The sequence below is a fragment of the Bradyrhizobium sp. Pa8 genome (genome assembly GCF_052588265.1).
This window is the reverse complement of record NZ_CP176767.1, coordinates 3088318-3104466: the sequence shown is the minus strand read 5'-3', so window position 1 is coordinate 3104466 and position 16149 is coordinate 3088318. Positions and strand designations below refer to the sequence as shown.

The window sequence follows — 16149 nt, the reverse complement described above, 5'->3', positions numbered from 1 at the left end:
AGTGGTTCACATGATCAGGTCCAGCAGACTCTTGATTGCCGCCATCGTGCTGGGACTTGCCTCGACAAGCGTTGCCCACGCAGATTCCCTCGGCGCCGGAACCGGCGCCTTCAACCGCGGCAACTACAATACCGCTGCCCGTCTGCTGTTGCCGGAGGCCGAGCGCGGCAATGCCCGCGCGCAAGGGATGGTCGGCTTCATGTACGCGACGGGCCAAGGCCTGCCGCAGGCCTATGACGCCGCCGGCTACTGGTACAGGCTGGCGGCCGAGCAAGGCGACACCACATCGCAATATCTGCTGGGCCTCGCCTACGACAAGGGCCAGGGCGTGCCGCAGGACGACGTCGCCGCCTACAAATGGCTTAACCTCGCGGCTGCGCACGCACCGAGGAAAACGCGCGAGAATTTTGCAAAGCTGCGCAATGCGGTCGCCTCGAAGATGAGCCGCGGCCAGATCGCGGCCGGCCAATGGCACGCGCTGCGCTGGCCTGAGGAGTCGCCGTTCTGATTGAGGCGAGGGCCGGAAGCTGCAGGGGAATGCCCTCATGTCGATGATGTGACTGCGTAACGCCAGCCTTAACGAAAATCACACCATCACCGCCGACGTCCCCGCCGAGATCGCGCAGATTGGTACAATTTGAAGCAATAGCTTAGCCCGATCGCGAGCTGTCTCTGCCAACGTCCCCTGCACAGGGAGCGTCGGGGGACGACATGGCGGGAAGTCGCAACGCAAGGCAGAGACTGACGACGCTGGCGGCCGCCGGCCTCGCCGCGACCTATCTGTCGATGGCGCTGCCGGCCCACGCTTTCCTGGCCCGCCCCACCCTGTTTGCTGCGATCGGCGCCGCGACCAAGGCCCCATCCGGCTGGCAACAGTTCTGCGCCGAGAATGCCGAGGAGTGCCGGCCCGGCGCCGACCAGGCCCGGGACGTCGTGCTCACGCCCGAACTGCTTCAGCAGCTCTACGAGACCAACAAATACGTCAATGATCGCGTCGCCTGGACCAGCGATGACGCGCTTTACGGCAAGGCCGAACGCTGGACGCTTCCGCTCGATCGCGGCGATTGCGAGGACATCGTCCTGCTCAAGCGCAAGATGCTCGCCAGGCTGGGCTGGCCGCAGGGATCGCTCCTGATCACCACGGTCGAGGAGCCCGGTCCGGCCAAGGGGCGTCACGCCGTACTCACCGTTCGCTCCGACCGCGGCGAGATGATCCTCGACAACCAGACTCCGGAAATCCTGTTCTGGTACGAGACCAAATATCGCTATCTGTCGCGGCAAAGCGCCGTCGACCCGAATGTCTGGGTGGCCTTTGGCGCCGAGCAGCCCAGGCCGCCGGCCCTGACCGTCGAGCGTTAATTCCCCGTAGAGCGATCCTGAAGACCGGCCTCTCGGCCACGGCGCGCCGCGCGGTCGCCGGTCATGCGCGACAGTCCGCATGACTTCGCAAGCCGTCCGGCGTTTCGCCGCACCTTCTTGTCCTGAACATCACTATAACATTATCCGCGCGTTATGATACAAAATATATCATTATCGACGGAATGATTCTCATTCCGAGTTGTATCATCATCGCGACCATCCCCATTAGCGCTCATTTGAGGCATCAATGACCACTCAAGTTGTATTTGGCGGCACGACAACGATTTCCGCCCCCACCACCACGACCTACATCGTCGTCTCGGGCACGCTCGACGTCGCCAGCGGCGGCGTCGTGTCCGGCGCGACCGCGGTCGGTCCCGGCACCGTCATCATGATCGAGGCCGGTGGTATCGCCACCAACTCGACTATCGCTGGCGGGACGCAGTACGTTTACGGCTTTGCCAACGGCGTCGTCATCTCCAACGGCGGCACCCAGCACGTCTATGGCGGCATTGCCAGCAACGTCATGGTCAGCGCCGGCAGCTACCAGGACGTCATGAACGCCACCGTCATGGGAACGACGCTGGCCGGCTTCCAGCAGGTGCATGTCGGCGGCGCGACCTATGCGACCGTCATCGTCAACGGCGGCAACGAGTTCGTGGCAGCCGGCGGCACCACCAACGGCACGATCGTCTCGTCGGGCGGCCTGCAATATGTCGGCGAGGACGGCACCGCCAACGGCACCGTGATCAACAACGGCGGCTATCAATTCGTGCTCGGCACCGGCAACGACACCGTCGTGTTCGGCGGCGGCGTCCAGGAAGTCGCCGGAACGACCAACAACACTACCGTCAACAGCGGCGGCATTCAGCACGTCGTGCTGGACGGCACCGCGATCACGACGACCGTGCAGGCTGGCGGCTTCCAGCAGGTCAACAGCGGCAGCGTGCAGGGCAGCCAGGTCAGCGGCGGCCTTCAGGTTCTCGGCACCGGCAGTTCGACCGACACGGTGGTTCTGTCCGGCGGCAGCGAATATGTCGGCTCCGGCGCTTCGGCGACGGGAACGACCGTCAACGCCGGCGGCCTGCAATATGTGGACGTTGGCGGTTCGGCGGCCTCCACGACGGTCAACGGCGGCCTCGTGTTCGTGGCGGGAACGGCCTCGGGCGCGACCGTCAACAGCGGCGAGTTCGATGTGGTCGGCAGCGCCAGCAACACGCATCTCGCCGGCGGCGCTGAATATGTCTACGCCGGCGGCGTCCAGAACGGCGTCGATTTCGCAGGCACGGCTTCGACGCTCTATCTCGAGGACGCCTCCGGCCTGACCGGCACGATCTCGAATTTCGAGGTCGGCGACGTCATCGACTTCCGCAACCTTGCCGTGACCTCGTACGAATTCGATGGCGCGACGCTCACGCTGATCACCGGCAACGGCTCCCTCGCCTATCAGTTCGCAGGCGTCGAGGCCGGCACCGCGTTGAACGTCGCCTCCGACGGCCATGGCGGCACGTCCGTGTCGTTGTCGCTGCTCTCGCAGTTCTCGGCGAGCCTGGTGCCGGATGCTGGCGAAGGCGCGATCACGCAGCAAAGCTCCGATCCCGAGAGCACCTCGCTCGTTCACGCCCAGAGCTGACCTGAGACGACATTGCTGTACCGGGACAAGTCCCGGTACAGCTTCCTCGGCTGTCGAGCCCTGCTCCGGCCAAGGCCATCGGCGCAAGCCTCGCCACTCTTCGCTCATCAAGTCTCGGACGCAGCAGGTCGCGTGCCATCGAGGGGCAGCGCGTGAGCACATTCATCCGTGCGACGGCGGCTCCGATCGCACGGGCCTATGCGGGAGGCATACCCGGCGCCAGATTGCATATCATTTGGAGCACTCGCCTCGGCTGCGCCTGCGGAACCACTTCATATCATTGATATAACGTTATTACGGACAAAATGCCGCATACCGCACAAAAATGTATCATAAAATATCATAAATAGATCGTTTAGAGCCCGTGCAGGTTCGGCGCGGGCCTCCGCAACAGGCGGCAGCAGCGCGGAATTCAGCCCTTCAGCGCTCCTTTAGCATCACTTGAGGTATGTTATGACCACCGTCGTAAAAATAGGTACCGAATTTCAGGTCAATAGCCAGACGGCTGGCAGCCAGTGGTATCCCTCCATTACCGGCCTCACCAATGGCGGCTTCGTCGTCACCTGGCAGGACGGCCTCGCCGGCTCCACCAGCGGCAGCAGCACGCTCGGCGACACCAGTGGCTCCGCCGTCCATGCCCAGCTCTATGCGGCCGACGGCAGCAAGGTCGGCGGCGAATTCCTGGTCAACACCCAGACCAACGGCTCGCAGGCCTCCCCGGTCGTAACCGGCCTCAGCAACGGCGGCTTCGTCGTTTCCTGGCAGGACCAGAACTCCACGAGCGGCGACATCAAGGCCCAGATCTACGGCGCGAACGGCGCCCCGGTCGGCGGCGAATTCCTGATCAACTCCGTCACCGCCAACAACCAGAATACCCCGGCCATCACCGGCCTGCCCAATGGCGGCTTCGTCGTCGCATGGACCAACCAGGGCAGCGTCGCGCCCGACATCAAGGCCCAGGTCTATGATGCGAGCGGCGCCAAGGTCGGCTCCGAATTCCTCGTCAACTCCGCCAGCGCCAACTTCGATCAGGAGCGCGCCTCGATCGCAACGCTCGGCAACGGCGACTTCGTCGTCACCTGGAACGATTTCCGCACCGGCAATTGGGAAGTCCGCGGCCAGGTGTTCCACCCGGGTGCGAGCGGCGCGACCAAGGTCGGCTCCGAATTCACCGTCGACACCGCCTACTACAACAGCCGCATGGTTGCCGGCGTGACCGGTCTTGCCAACGGCAATTTCGTGATCAGCTTCGAGGACACCAGCGGCGAAATTCGCGCGCAGGTCTTCACGGCTGGCGGCAGCAAGGTCGGCTCGGAATTCCAGGTCAACACCCAGACCGGCGGCAACCAGGGCTTTTCGAGCATCACCGCACTGACCGGCGGCGGCTTCGTCGTGACCTGGTCGGACGAAGGAACGGCGGACGGCAGCGGCTCCGGCATCAAGGCGCAGGTCTATGATACGGCCGGCAACAAGATCGGCGGCGAGTACATCGTCAACTCGCAGACCAACAGCTATCAGTACTATCCGACCGTCTCGGCGCTCGCCAATGGCGGCTTCGTCATCAGCTGGCAGGACTTCAGCCAGACGCTTGGTGACAATTCCTCCTACGGCATCACCGCACAGGTCTTCAACCTGTCGAACGCCCCGACCGCGCCGACCATCGTGTCGGTCACCGATGACGTCTCGCCCAACAGCGGCGCGCTCGCCAACGGCGCCAGCACGAACGACACCAACCTGACGGTCCGCATCGCAACCGGCAGCAACTTCGCCGGCGACGTCGTGCAGCTGTTCGACGGTCAGACCGCGATCGGCTCGGCAGTCACGCTCTCGCTCGCCGACATCGCGCGCGGCTACATCGACATCCAGACCGGCGTGCTCGGCAACGCGGCCCATGCCGTCACTGCGAAGGTCACCGATACGACCGGCGCCGTGAGCGATGCCGCCTCCGCGATCAACGTGACCGTCGACACGGTTGCCCCGGCCGTCGGCGTCACCGGCGTGACGCTCGACACTGCCAACCTGCCCACCTTCACGGTGAGCGGCACCACCGAAGCCGGCCTTCTGGTCTCGGTCTATGACGGTGCGACCCTGGTCGGCACCGCCACGGCTGGCGCCGACGGCTCCTGGAGCCTCGCCGGCGTGACGCTGGTGGAAGGCGCCAACAACCTGACCGCCAAGACCACCGATGCAGCCGGCAACGCCGGCACCTCGACCGTCTTCGCGGCGCCGACGCTGGTCTCGACCGGCGCGGTTTCGGTCACGGGCGCATCGACGACCTCGCAGGGCTATGTCGTGCTCGGCGACGGCAATCTCGATGTCGTCACCGGCGGCAACGTCTCCGGCCAGATCACGATCGGCAGTGGCGGCGTCGTCGACGTCCTCAACGGCGCGACCACTGAGCATACCGACATCCTCAGCGGCGGCGTGCAGTACGACTACGGCACCGCGAACGACACCACCGTTCACGCGGGCGGCCAGCAGCACGTCTACTTCGGCGGCAGCGCCAACGATTCGACCGTCGAGGCCGGCGGCTACCAGGACGTCTACTCGAACTCGACCGTCACCAACGTCAGCCTCAGCGGCAACCAGCAGGTGCTGGCGGGCGGAACGGCCATCGACACCACGGTCTATAGCGGCGGCTACCAATATGTCGGCGATGGCGGCACCAGCGCCGGCACGCTGGTCAAAACCGGCGGCTTCCAATACATCGATGCCGGCGGGTCGGCCAGCGACACCGTGATCGACGGCGGCTTCCAGTATGTCGACGGCACGGCAACCGGCGGCTCGGTCGGTGGCGGCAGTTCGCTGGGCGGCGGCGTCGCGACCGGTGTGACGGTCAAGAACGGCGGCGCGCAGCACGTCTATCACGGCGGCAGCGCGACCGGCACGGTCGTTGCGGCTGCCGGCTTCCAGGACGTCTACCACGCCACCGTCTCCGGCACGAACCTCAGCGGCAATCAGCAGGTGCTGGATGGCGGCATCGCCGTGAACACCGTGATCGAGAACGGCGGCAATTCGTATATCGGCGCGGGCGGATCGGTGACGGCGACGACAGTCAACGGCGGCGGTCTGCTCTATGTCGACGCCGGCGGCTCGGCCGTGTCCACGACGATCAACGGCGGAGTCGGGTTCGTGATCGGAACGGCGTCCAACACGACGCTCAACAGCGGCGAATTCGACGTCGCAGGCACCGCCGACAACACCCACCTTGCGGGCGGGGTCGAGCATGTCTTCGCCGGAGGCGTCCAGAACGGCGTCGACTTCGCCGGCTCGGCTGCAACGTTGACGCTCGAAAACGCTTCCGGCCTGACCGGCACGGTGTCGAACTTCGAACTCGGCGACACGATCGACCTGCTCAACACGTCGGTCTCGTCGTTCACCTTCGACGGTACGACACTGACGCTCGCGACGAACTCGGGCAGCTACGCCTACCAGTTCGCGGGCGTTCAGTCCGGCACGGAGCTCAACGTCACCGACGACGGCCACGGCGGATCGGCGATCTCGCTGTCGCTGCTGGTGCAGCAGTCGGCGAGCATCGTTCCGGACGCCGGCGAGAGCAGCCTCGTGTCTTCAGACACGACGCAGCAGCAGCCCACGCTGGCCAGCCACAGCTGATCCGGCCAACACGATCTGCGCACCGGGGTCCTCGCCCCGTGCGTCATGCGATCGCGGCGGGAGGCGAACTTGCCTCCCGCCGTCCCGCATCCAGCCGCAGAACGCCAAATTCCACTGTTATGTGAGCGGTCTGACATAGTTATCAAACCGTAACATAGCCGCGTTAGCTATCGGCCGCCCTGCCGACCGGCGGGACACCCGTCCGTGAAATCGTCCGGACCCGATGACCGCGGATATTTGCTTCCAATGAGCCCGAACGAGACCATTTCACGCGATCCGGCCGCAAAGGAGCCGCCGGTGCAGGCCGTGCCGAAGCCGCCGGCCGACCCTGGCCTGACAGCGCTCGTCATGATGCTCCAATTCCTCGGGGTGCCTGCCGAGCCGGAGCAGCTCCGCCATCAGCTCGGCGTCACCGTGATCGGCACCACCGAGATGCTGCGCTGTACCAGGCAGTTCAACATCAAGGCGCGCGTGGTGAAGACGAGCTGGGACCGGCTCGACAAGACGCCGCTGCCGGCCATCGTCCCCTTGCGCGACGGCGGCTTCCTGATCCTGGGCAAGGCCGGCGACGGCAAGGCCATCGTGCAATATCCGGGCTCGCCGCGGCCGCAGATGCTGACCAAGGCGCAGTTCGAGGTGCTCTGGGACGGCCGCATCGTGCTGATGACCAAGCGCGCCGGCCTCGCCGATCTGTCACGGCGCTTCGACATCACCTGGTTCATGGGCGCGGTCAATCGCTATCGCGGCCTGCTCGGCGAAGTGCTGCTCGCCTCGTTCTTCCTCCAGATCTTCGCGCTGGTATCGCCGCTGTTCTTCCAGGTGGTGATCGACAAGGTGCTGGTGCATCGCAGCCTCGGCACGCTCGATGTGCTGGTCGCCGGTATCGTCGCGATTTCGATCTTCGAGGTCGTGCTCGGCGCGCTGCGCACCTATCTGTTCTCGCACACGACCAACCGCATTGACGTCGAGCTCGGCGCGCGGCTGTTCCACCACCTGCTGGCGCTGCCGCTGTCCTATTTCCAGGCGCGGCGGGTCGGCGACACGGTCGCGCGGGTGCGCGAGCTGGAGAACCTGCGCAACTTCATCACCGGCTCGGCGCTGACCCTGGTGATCGACCTGTTCTTCACCTTCGTCTTCCTCGGCCTGATGGCGTTCTACTCGCCACTGCTGACCGCGATCGTGCTGGCGTCGTTCCCGCTCTACATCGTGATCTCGGCCGGCGCCACGCCGCTGTTCCGCTATCGTCTCGACGAGAAGTTCAAGCGCGGCGCGGAGAACCAGTCGTTCCTTGTCGAGAGCGTCACCGGCGTCGAGACCTTGAAGGCGATGGCGGTCGAGCCGCAGATGCAGAAGCGCTGGGAAGAGCAGCTTGCCGGCTACGTCGCCTCGAGCTTTCGCGTGGTCAATCTCGGCAATGTTGCAAGCCAGGCCGTTCAGTTCGTCAGCAAGATCAACATGGCGATCCTGCTCTATTTCGGCGCCAAGCTGGTCATCGACGGTAACCTTACGGTCGGCGAGCTCGTCGCCTTCAACATGCTGTCGGGACGGGTCACCGCACCGGTGCTGCGGCTCGCCCAGCTCTGGCAGGATTTCCACCAGGCGCGGCTGTCGGTCGAGCGGCTCGGCGACATCCTCAACACCGTGCCCGAGCCGACCCATCGCCCGGGTCGCGCGGCGTTGCCTGCCATCCGTGGCGACATCACCTTCGAGCATGTCGGCTTCCGCTACCGCGTCGACGGACCGCAGATTCTGAACGACATCACCCTGAAGATTCCGGCCGGCCAGATCGTCGGCATCGTCGGCACCTCCGGCTCCGGCAAGAGCACACTCGGAAAACTGATCCAGCGGCTTTATCTCCCCGAGAGCGGCCGCGTGCTGGTCGACGGCAATGACCTTGCGGCGGTCGACCCGACCTGGCTGCGCCGGCAGGTCGGCGTCGTGCTCCAGGAGAACATGCTGTTCAACCGCTCGGTGCGCGACAACATTGCGCTGGCCGATCCTGCGTTGCCGATGGAGCGCGTCGTCGCCGCGGCAAAGCTCGCCGGCGCACACGATTTCATCCTCGAACTCCAGGACGGTTACGACACCGTCATCGGCGAGCGCGGCAGCACGCTGTCCGGCGGCCAGCGCCAGCGCATCGCGATCGCACGCGCGCTGACGACCAATCCGCGCGTTCTCATCTTCGACGAAGCAACGAGCGCGCTCGACTATGAAAGCGAGCGCATCATTCAGCACAACATGCGCGAGATCACGGCGGGTCGTACCGTGCTGATCATCGCCCACCGTCTGTCGACCGTGCGCACCGCGGACCGCATCATCACCGTGGAGCGTGGCCGTATCGTCGAGGACGGTTCGCACGACCAGCTGATCCGCAGCGGCGGCCGCTACGCGACGCTGCACCGTGTCCAGGCAGGCATCCATGAAGTCGGCTAAGGCAATGGTGGCGTCGCTGCGCAGCCCGACGCGCACGCGCGACGAGCTGGCGTTCCTCCCCGCGGCGCTCGAGATCGTCGAGACCCCGCCTTCGCCGATCGGCCGCGCCATCTCCGCGTCGATCTCGGTGGTGTTTCTGATCGCGCTGGTGTGGGCCAGCATCGGCACGGTCGACATCATCGCGACCGCGACCGGCAAGATCGTCCCCGACGGCCGCACCAAGGTGATCCAGCCGTTCGAGACCGCGGTCGTGCGCGCCATCCACGTGCAGGACGGTCAGCGCGTCAAGGCCGGCGACCTCCTGATCGAGCTCGATCCCACCATGAGCCAGGCCGAGCTCGGCCATCTCCAGAGCGATCTGCTCGCGAGCGAGCTCGACATCGCGCGCCTGCACGCGGCGCTGGCCGGCGGCGATCCCGCGAAGTTCATCCCGCCCGCGCGCGCGAGCTCCGATCAGATCCGCACCGCAAAGCGCTTCCTGGCCTCGCAAGCCGCCGAGCAGGCGTCCAAGATCACTTCGCTCGAATGGCAGGGTACGCAGAAGAAAGCGGAGCGTTCGACCACCGAGGCCGCGATCGGCAAGATCAGCGCTCTGATCCCCATCATGCAGCAGCGGGTCGATGTGCGGAAATATCTCGTCGACCGCGAGTTCGGCTCCAAACTGCAATACCTCACGGAAACGCAGGACCTGGTCGCGCAACAGCAGGAATTGCTGGTCCAGAAGAGCCACTATGCCGAGGCCGATGCCGCCGTTGGAGGCATCGAGGAGACGCTGCGGCGCACCGAGGCGGAATATCAGCGCGGCCTGTTCGACGAGCTTGCGAAAGCCGAGCAGAAGGCGGCTGGCCTGCGCCAGGACATCGTCAAGGCGGAGCAGCGCACCAGCCTGCTCCGCCTCGCCGCGCAGGAGGACGGCATCGTCCAGCAGCTCGCCGTGCACTCGGTCGGCGGCGTGGTGACGCCGGCTCAGACGCTGATGGTCGTGGTGCCCACCAGCGGCGGCCTCGAGATCGAGGCGATGATCTCGAACCGCGACATCGGCTTCGTCAACCCCGGCGAGGACGCCGCGATCAAGGTCGACACCTTCAGCTTCACCCGTTACGGCTTGCGCCAGGGCAAGGTGCTCAGCGTCTCCCAGGACGCCATCGTCCGCCAGAAGCCGCCGGAAAAGCCAGGCGACACGCCGGCCGGCACCGACACATCATCCAGTGAGCCCAAGGGCCAGGAGCTGGTCTACTCCGCCCGCGTCTCGCTCGACCGCGCCCAGATGGACATCGACGGCCGCACCGTCAACCTCGCGCCGGGCATGGCCGTAACCGTCGAGATCAAGACCGGCACAAGGAAGATCATCAGCTATCTGGTGTCGCCGCTGATCCGGTATGGGCAGGAGAGCTTGCGGGAGCGGTGAGACGGCCGCGAATCTAGCGGGATGGTATCGGCATCTCTGGCCCAGCCCAACCGGCACAGATAGCGGTGACAGCCTCAACCCGCCATTGGACTGCGGGAGGTCGGAACATGAAAATCCGTTGCCTGTGTTCCTCTACAACCTGCTCAACCTCAAGCGCACGGTCTGGTCGGGACCGGAGTTGAGCGCGGGCAAGCACACCATCGTCTTCGACTTCAAGTCGGATGGGCCGGGATTGGGCATGGGCGGTACAGGCGTACTTTCAGTGGATGGCAAGGAAGTAGACCGGAAATCCATAGAACACGGTACGCCGATCACGTTCCCGGAGGACGAGACCTTCGACGTCGGCCAGGACACCCGCACCGGGGTCGCGATGCTCGAGTATCGCTACGATCCTCCGTTCAAATTCACGGGCAAGATCAACAAGCTGACGTTCAAGCTCGGACCAGAGTTGAAGGACCCAGCGCAAGCCAAGGCAGAACTTGGACCTTTGCCAGCGCCGGAGCCGGATCCCATTGAAGGGTCGAAGTCTCAGAAGCCATCCGCGAACATTGGGAAGAAATGAAAGGCGCATTGGCGTTCGCCGCCATCAGCGAAGCTGCAACGGGATTGGCGCTGTTGATCGCGCCGTCGCTGGTTGGCCAGTTGTTGCTGGGCGAGCAGCTTTCCGGTGTCGCGACACCGGTCGCGCGCGTCGCCGGCATTGCGCTGATTGCCTTGGGGATCGCCTGTTGGCCAGGGTGGCCGCCACTCCCGGGCATGTTGATCTACAGCGGAGCCGTCACCCTATATTTGGCCTACCTCGGCTTCGCAGGTGGGTTGAGCGGCGTCCTTCTGTGGCCGGCGGTCGTCCTTCATCTCATACTGACCGCGCTCTTGATGCGCGGCGGCCCGCAAAGCCGCGACCTATGAATTTTTCATCGACCCGCAGTTTCTGGGGAAGCTTCAAAATTCTTCCGGCTCAGTGGCTTGCGTATTGAAGAGTATCCAGAGCTTTAACGTATCCCATCCCGGATCATGTACCCGGCGCCGCGGATCGTGTGCAGCAACGGCCGCTCGAAACCCTTGTCGATCTTGGAGCGCAGCCGCGAAATGTGGACGTCGATCACGTTGGTCTGCGGATCGAAATGGTAGTCCCAGACGTTCTCCAGCAGCATGGTGCGGGTCACCACCTGGCCGGCATGCTTCATGAGGTATTCGAGCAGGCGGAATTCGCGCGGCTGGAGCGTCAGCTCGTCCTTGCCGCGGGCAACGCGATGGGACAACCGGTCGAGCTCGAGATCGCCGACACGGTAGAGCGTGTCCTCGGCCGGACCACCGCGGCGTCGCGACAGCACCTCGACCCGGGCCAGCAGCTCGGCAAAGGAATAAGGCTTCGGCAGATAGTCGTCGCCGCCGGCGCGCAGGCCCTTGATGCGGTCGTCGACCTGCCCGAGCGCGGAGAGAATCAGCACCGGCGTCGAGTCGTCCTTGTCGCGCAGCGCGCCGATCAGGGACAGGCCGTCGCGCTTGGGCAGCATGCGGTCGACCACCAGCACGTCGTAGTCGCCGTTCTCGGCCATGGCGAGGCCTTCCTCGCCGTCGGCGGCGTGGTCGGCAATGTGTCCGACTTCGCGAAACGCCTTCACGAGATAGTCGGCGGATTCGCGGTCGTCTTCGATGATGAGGAGGCGCATCGTGCGTTCGGCGGCGGTCAAGGGGGTCAACCTTCTCTGAACATGGCGCGAGCGGCAATCGCATGCAAGCCAAGCGAACGGGACTTGGGTAGGCAAAAAGGCGGGCGGTGAAGCTGGGGGGACCTCACCGCCCTATGCCTTCCGACGGAGGGGGGCGTAATTCCACCGGAAGGTAGGCTGGGGGAGCGGGCGTTGCGCTGCTCCCCCGAAGGGCGTCGGCGGCGGGGGCGACTGATGCCGAAGACACCCCTCATCTCGTAGACCTCCTGACGGCTCAGCCCTTGGCGATGGGCACGGCGACGAAGCGCGACTGGCCGCCGCTCTTCACGCGCATCAAGACGCTGTTCTTGTTGTCGGTCCGCGCCGTGTTGATGGCGTCGCGGACTTCGCCGGCGGTGCTCACGCTCTTGCCGCCGACTTCGAGGATGACGTCGCCTTCCTTGAAGCCGCGTTCGGCCGCGGCGCTCTTCGGATCGACTTCAGTGACCACGACACCTTCCTTGCCGGCGCCGGCCACGGAGTCGGCGGGCGCGACGGTCATGCCGAGCTTGGGCACGTCGGTGCCCCGGCTCGCACCCTTGCCGCTATCCTTGTCGGTGTCGGCCTTGGCCTCGATCGTGTTCGGCAGCTGGCCGAGGGTGAGGTTCACGACCTTGTCCTGGCCCTTGTGCAGCACGTTGAGCTTCACGGTCGCGCCGGGCGCCATGCCGCCGATGGTGCGGGCAAGCTCGCGGGCATCCTTGACGGATTCGCCGTTGACCGAGGTGATCACGTCGCCGGACTCGATGCCGGCCTTCGCCGCCGGACCGTTCGCCTGCGGCTCCGCCACCAGCGCACCTTCAGCCTTCTTCATGCCGAGGCTGTCGGCGATATCGGACGTCACCGGCTGGATCTGGACGCCGATCCAGCCGCGGCTGACCGAGCCCTTGTCCTTGAGCTGGGCCACCACGCTCTTCACGGTGCTCGCCGGAATTGAGAACGCGATGCCGACGCTGCCGCCGGAGGGCGAGTAGATCGCGGTATTGACGCCCATCACCTCGCCGTTGGTGTCGAAAGCGGGACCACCGGAATTGCCCTTGTTCACGGGCGCATCGATCTGGATGAAATCGTCATAGGGACCGTTGCCGATGTCGCGGCCGCTGGCCGAGACGATGCCCGCGGTGACGGTGCCGCCGAGGCCGAAGGGATTGCCGACCGCAAGCACCCAGTCGCCGATCCGCGGCTTGCTGTCGGCGAGCTTGGCGAACGGGAAGTTCGAGCTGCCCTCGACCTTGATGAGAGCGAGGTCAGTGCGCTGGTCGGTGCCGATCACCTTGGCGGTATAGGTCTTGCCGTCGTCCGTCGTGACCTCGACCTTGTCGGCGCCGTCGACCACGTGGTTGTTGGTCACGGCAAAACCGTCGGCGGAGATGAAGAAGCCGGAGCCCTGGCCCTGCACGACGCGGCCGCGGCCACCCTTCTGGCCCGGGAAACCATCCGGACCGCCGAAGCGGCGGAAGAAGCGCTCCATCGGCGAGCCCGGCTGGAACGGCGAGGCGGAATCGTCGCCATCGTCGTTGCTCGCGGTCTTCTCCTTGATGTTGACCTTCACCGAGATCACCGACGGTTTCACGCGCTCGACGATGTCGGCGAAGCCGACCGGACGCTCAACCTTCCGGACCTCGTTGTTGACCTGCGCATGCGCCGGGCTGGAGAACAGCTCGCTCGGCGAGGTCGACGGGCTGAAGCCGTGGACGGCAATCCCGAGGCCGGCGACGACCGAGGCCATCAGCGCGATCCTGCGCGCGGAGAAAACCGACCGGCGGGGCTGCCGGTAGGACGGAAGGTTCGTGAGGTCGGGACGGTCGGTCATGCAGGAATCTCCAAGGCCTTGAATTCTTTTGGTGCCGGATGGCAGCACGTTACGAACCTGAAGATGGGGGCTCCCGCCTTACCGTGCGCTGGCGGTGGGGTTAAACTTTTGTAATGAAGGGGCGCGCCGTTGCGGCAGTTTATCGCACGCCGAAAGTTGTGGCCTCACAGGAACTTAATCGAGTTCCCCTGACGAGCCCAGGACACGCCTTTGGCGGGGTCAGCTCGCCCTGACGCTGACGATGAATTCGTCGACTTCACGCTTCAGGGTTTCGGCCTGCTGCGACAGATCGACGGCGGAATCGCGCGCTTCGGCCGCCATGCGGCCGGTCTCCGCCGACGTCGAGGTGATCTGGACGATGTGGTTGGAGACGTCCAGCGTTCCATGCGCGGCATCCTGCGCGCTGCGGGTGATGTCCTGCGTAGCGTTGCGCTGCTGGGCGGTGTCGACCTCGATGCCCGACATGATCGACGAGATCTCCGACAGTGTCTTCGAGATGCCGTCGATCGCGCCGCGCGTCTCCGCGGTGATGCCCTGGATGCTGGCGACGTGCGAGGTGATCTCCTCCGTCGCCTTGCTGGTCTGGTGCGCGAGGCTCTTCACTTCGGAGGCAACCACGGCAAAACCCTTGCCGGCGTCCCCTGCCCGCGCCGCCTCGATGGTGGCGTTGAGCGCCAGCAGGTTGGTCTGCGAGGCGATCGCCTGCACGAGCTGCACGACCTCGCCGATCTTGTCGGCGGCATCCGACAGCGTGTGGATGGTGTCGCGGCTCTTCTCGGCCTGCGTCGCCGCGCCTTCGGCGCGCTGCGTCGCGTCGGTGACGCGGCGGCTGATCGTGCCGATCGAGTTCGTCATCTCCTCGGCCGAGCCCGCGACGATCTGCACGCTGGCGCTGGCCTGGTTCGCCGCGCTCGCGACCGCATTGGCCTTGGAGCTGGTGTCGTTGGCCGTCCGTGACAGTGTTTCGGCATTGCTCTTCAGGTGCACGGCCGACGACGCCACGCTGTCGACCACACTGGCGACGAGTTCGTTGAAGCGCTTGATCCGGGCGTCGAGGAATTTCGACCGCTCGGCCTGGTGCTGCGCTTCATGCAATTGCTGCTCGGTGAGGCGCCGCCGCTCGAGGCCGTTGGTCTTGAACACTTCCAGTGCGCCTGCGAGCAGGCCGATTTCGTTGGTGCCGCCGAGGCCCGGAACAGGCGTCTCGAATTTCTGATCGGCGACCTCACGCATGGCATGCACGATCGCCGCCAAGGGTCTGAGGATGCCGTTGCGCACGGCGAACCAGGTGGTGAGGCAGATCGCAGCGGCGACCACCGCGATCACGCCGCAGGCGATCAGGAAATAGGAGAATGCAAGCTGCGCCTGCTGGTAGATCAGCATTGCATGCTCGCGCGCGGGGCCGCTCAGCGCCGCGAAGTCCGACGACAGGCCTGTGATCTCGTTGTTGAGGTAGAGCACCGCGACAAAGCCGGTGCCACCGCCGATGCCCAGCAGGAACAATAATGCAGCGACGACGGCGCCGACCAGGAAGCGGATCGTCAGATTGCTGTTCGTGAACATCGGTTGAGGACTCAAAAATCTGGAATCGAATTTCGCGACAAGCTTCCAGACAAAGGTCAACAGAGCATGAAACAGGCTGCGGCAGACGGCCTACGTATCATTACGTAGGCCAGGACGACTTGAAGTCGCTAGGACGACTTCGTCTCGTCCGACATCAAGGCTGCGAGCCGTGCCTCTTCCTCGGGCGTGAGCGGCGGAGCTGGCAGGTCTGCACCGCTTCGCGCGCGCCGGCGGATTTGCAGCCAGAGCGCCAGGCCGCCGCCGATCAGCAGCAGCGGCGCGAGCAGCCACAACAGGATGGTCTGCCGCTCGAAGCGCGGCTTGAGCAGCACGAACTCGCCATAGCGCGCGACCAGGAAGTCGAGCACCTGCGAATTGCTGTCGCCGGCAGCGATCCGCTCGCGCACCAGCAGCCGCAAATCGCGCGCCAGCGGCGCGTCGGAATCGTCGATCGACTGGTTCTGGCAGACCATGCAGCGCAGCTCGCGCGATAGGTCGCGCGCGCGTGCCTCCTTCGCGGGATCCGACATGATCTCGTCGGGCTGCACGGCGTGGGCCGCGGGCAAAGCCAGCAGCACAAGCGCAACGATCGTGACCATCATCCGCCGCATCG

Annotated in this window: 11 protein-coding genes and 1 pseudogene; 8 read left to right on the top strand and 4 right to left on the bottom strand. The window is 65.2% G+C overall.

What is annotated here, in order from left to right:
- Window positions 1-10: 10 nt before the first annotated feature.
- From ACKWRH_RS14025 to ACKWRH_RS13990, 8 genes and pseudogenes are all read left to right on the top strand, one after another.
- On the top strand, window positions 11-508 hold the full coding sequence (locus ACKWRH_RS14025) for a tetratricopeptide repeat protein (protein WP_445221020.1): 498 nt from the start codon (window positions 11-13) through the stop codon (window positions 506-508).
- 203 nt (window positions 509-711) lie between these two features.
- Window positions 712-1359 carry a transglutaminase-like cysteine peptidase gene (locus ACKWRH_RS14020; RefSeq protein ID WP_445221019.1) on the top strand — a complete coding sequence of 216 codons (648 nt, stop codon included), beginning with the start codon at window positions 712-714 and terminating at the stop codon, window positions 1357-1359.
- Window positions 1360-1606: 247 nt separating this feature from the next.
- Window positions 1607-2992, top strand: a complete 1386-nt coding sequence (locus ACKWRH_RS14015; protein WP_445221018.1) for a hypothetical protein — start codon at window positions 1607-1609, stop codon at window positions 2990-2992.
- 453 nt (window positions 2993-3445) lie between these two features.
- On the top strand, window positions 3446-6607 hold the full coding sequence (locus ACKWRH_RS14010) for an AIDA repeat-containing protein (protein ID WP_445221017.1): 3162 nt from the start codon (window positions 3446-3448) through the stop codon (window positions 6605-6607).
- 348 nt (window positions 6608-6955) lie between these two features.
- Window positions 6956-9040, top strand: a complete 2085-nt coding sequence (locus ACKWRH_RS14005) for a type I secretion system permease/ATPase (protein ID WP_445222396.1) — start codon at window positions 6956-6958, stop codon at window positions 9038-9040.
- Window positions 9027-10448 carry an HlyD family type I secretion periplasmic adaptor subunit gene (locus tag ACKWRH_RS14000; RefSeq protein ID WP_445221016.1) on the top strand — a complete coding sequence of 474 codons (1422 nt, stop codon included), beginning with the start codon at window positions 9027-9029 and terminating at the stop codon, window positions 10446-10448. Before ACKWRH_RS14005 ends, ACKWRH_RS14000 begins: the two co-directional genes overlap by 14 nt.
- Window positions 10449-10572: 124 nt before the next feature.
- Window positions 10573-11010 (top strand): annotated as a pseudogene (locus ACKWRH_RS13995) (arylsulfatase); the annotation flags it as partial.
- Window positions 11007-11357 carry a hypothetical protein gene (locus ACKWRH_RS13990; protein ID WP_445221015.1) on the top strand — a complete coding sequence of 117 codons (351 nt, stop codon included), beginning with the start codon at window positions 11007-11009 and terminating at the stop codon, window positions 11355-11357. The pseudogene ACKWRH_RS13995 and the gene ACKWRH_RS13990, both read left to right, overlap by 4 nt.
- A gap of 83 nt (window positions 11358-11440) precedes the next feature.
- Here the strand turns inward: ACKWRH_RS13990 and ACKWRH_RS13985 are convergent, their stop codons facing one another.
- The 4 genes from ACKWRH_RS13985 to ACKWRH_RS13970 form a co-directional block, all read right to left on the bottom strand.
- Window positions 11441-12121 (bottom strand): response regulator transcription factor, encoded by a 681-nt coding sequence (locus ACKWRH_RS13985; protein ID WP_038944287.1) that lies wholly within the window; start codon window positions 12119-12121, stop codon window positions 11441-11443.
- Between the two features lie 274 nt (window positions 12122-12395).
- Window positions 12396-13973, bottom strand: coding sequence for a Do family serine endopeptidase (locus ACKWRH_RS13980; protein ID WP_445221014.1), 1578 nt, complete (start codon window positions 13971-13973; stop codon window positions 12396-12398).
- Window positions 13974-14192: 219 nt separating this feature from the next.
- On the bottom strand, window positions 14193-15536 hold the full coding sequence (locus tag ACKWRH_RS13975) for a methyl-accepting chemotaxis protein (protein WP_445221013.1): 1344 nt from the start codon (window positions 15534-15536) through the stop codon (window positions 14193-14195).
- A gap of 128 nt (window positions 15537-15664) precedes the next feature.
- A complete protein-coding gene (locus ACKWRH_RS13970; protein WP_445221012.1) occupies window positions 15665-16147 on the bottom strand; it encodes a cytochrome c-type biogenesis protein in 483 nt (160 codons plus the stop codon).
- Window positions 16148-16149 lie beyond the last annotated feature (2 nt).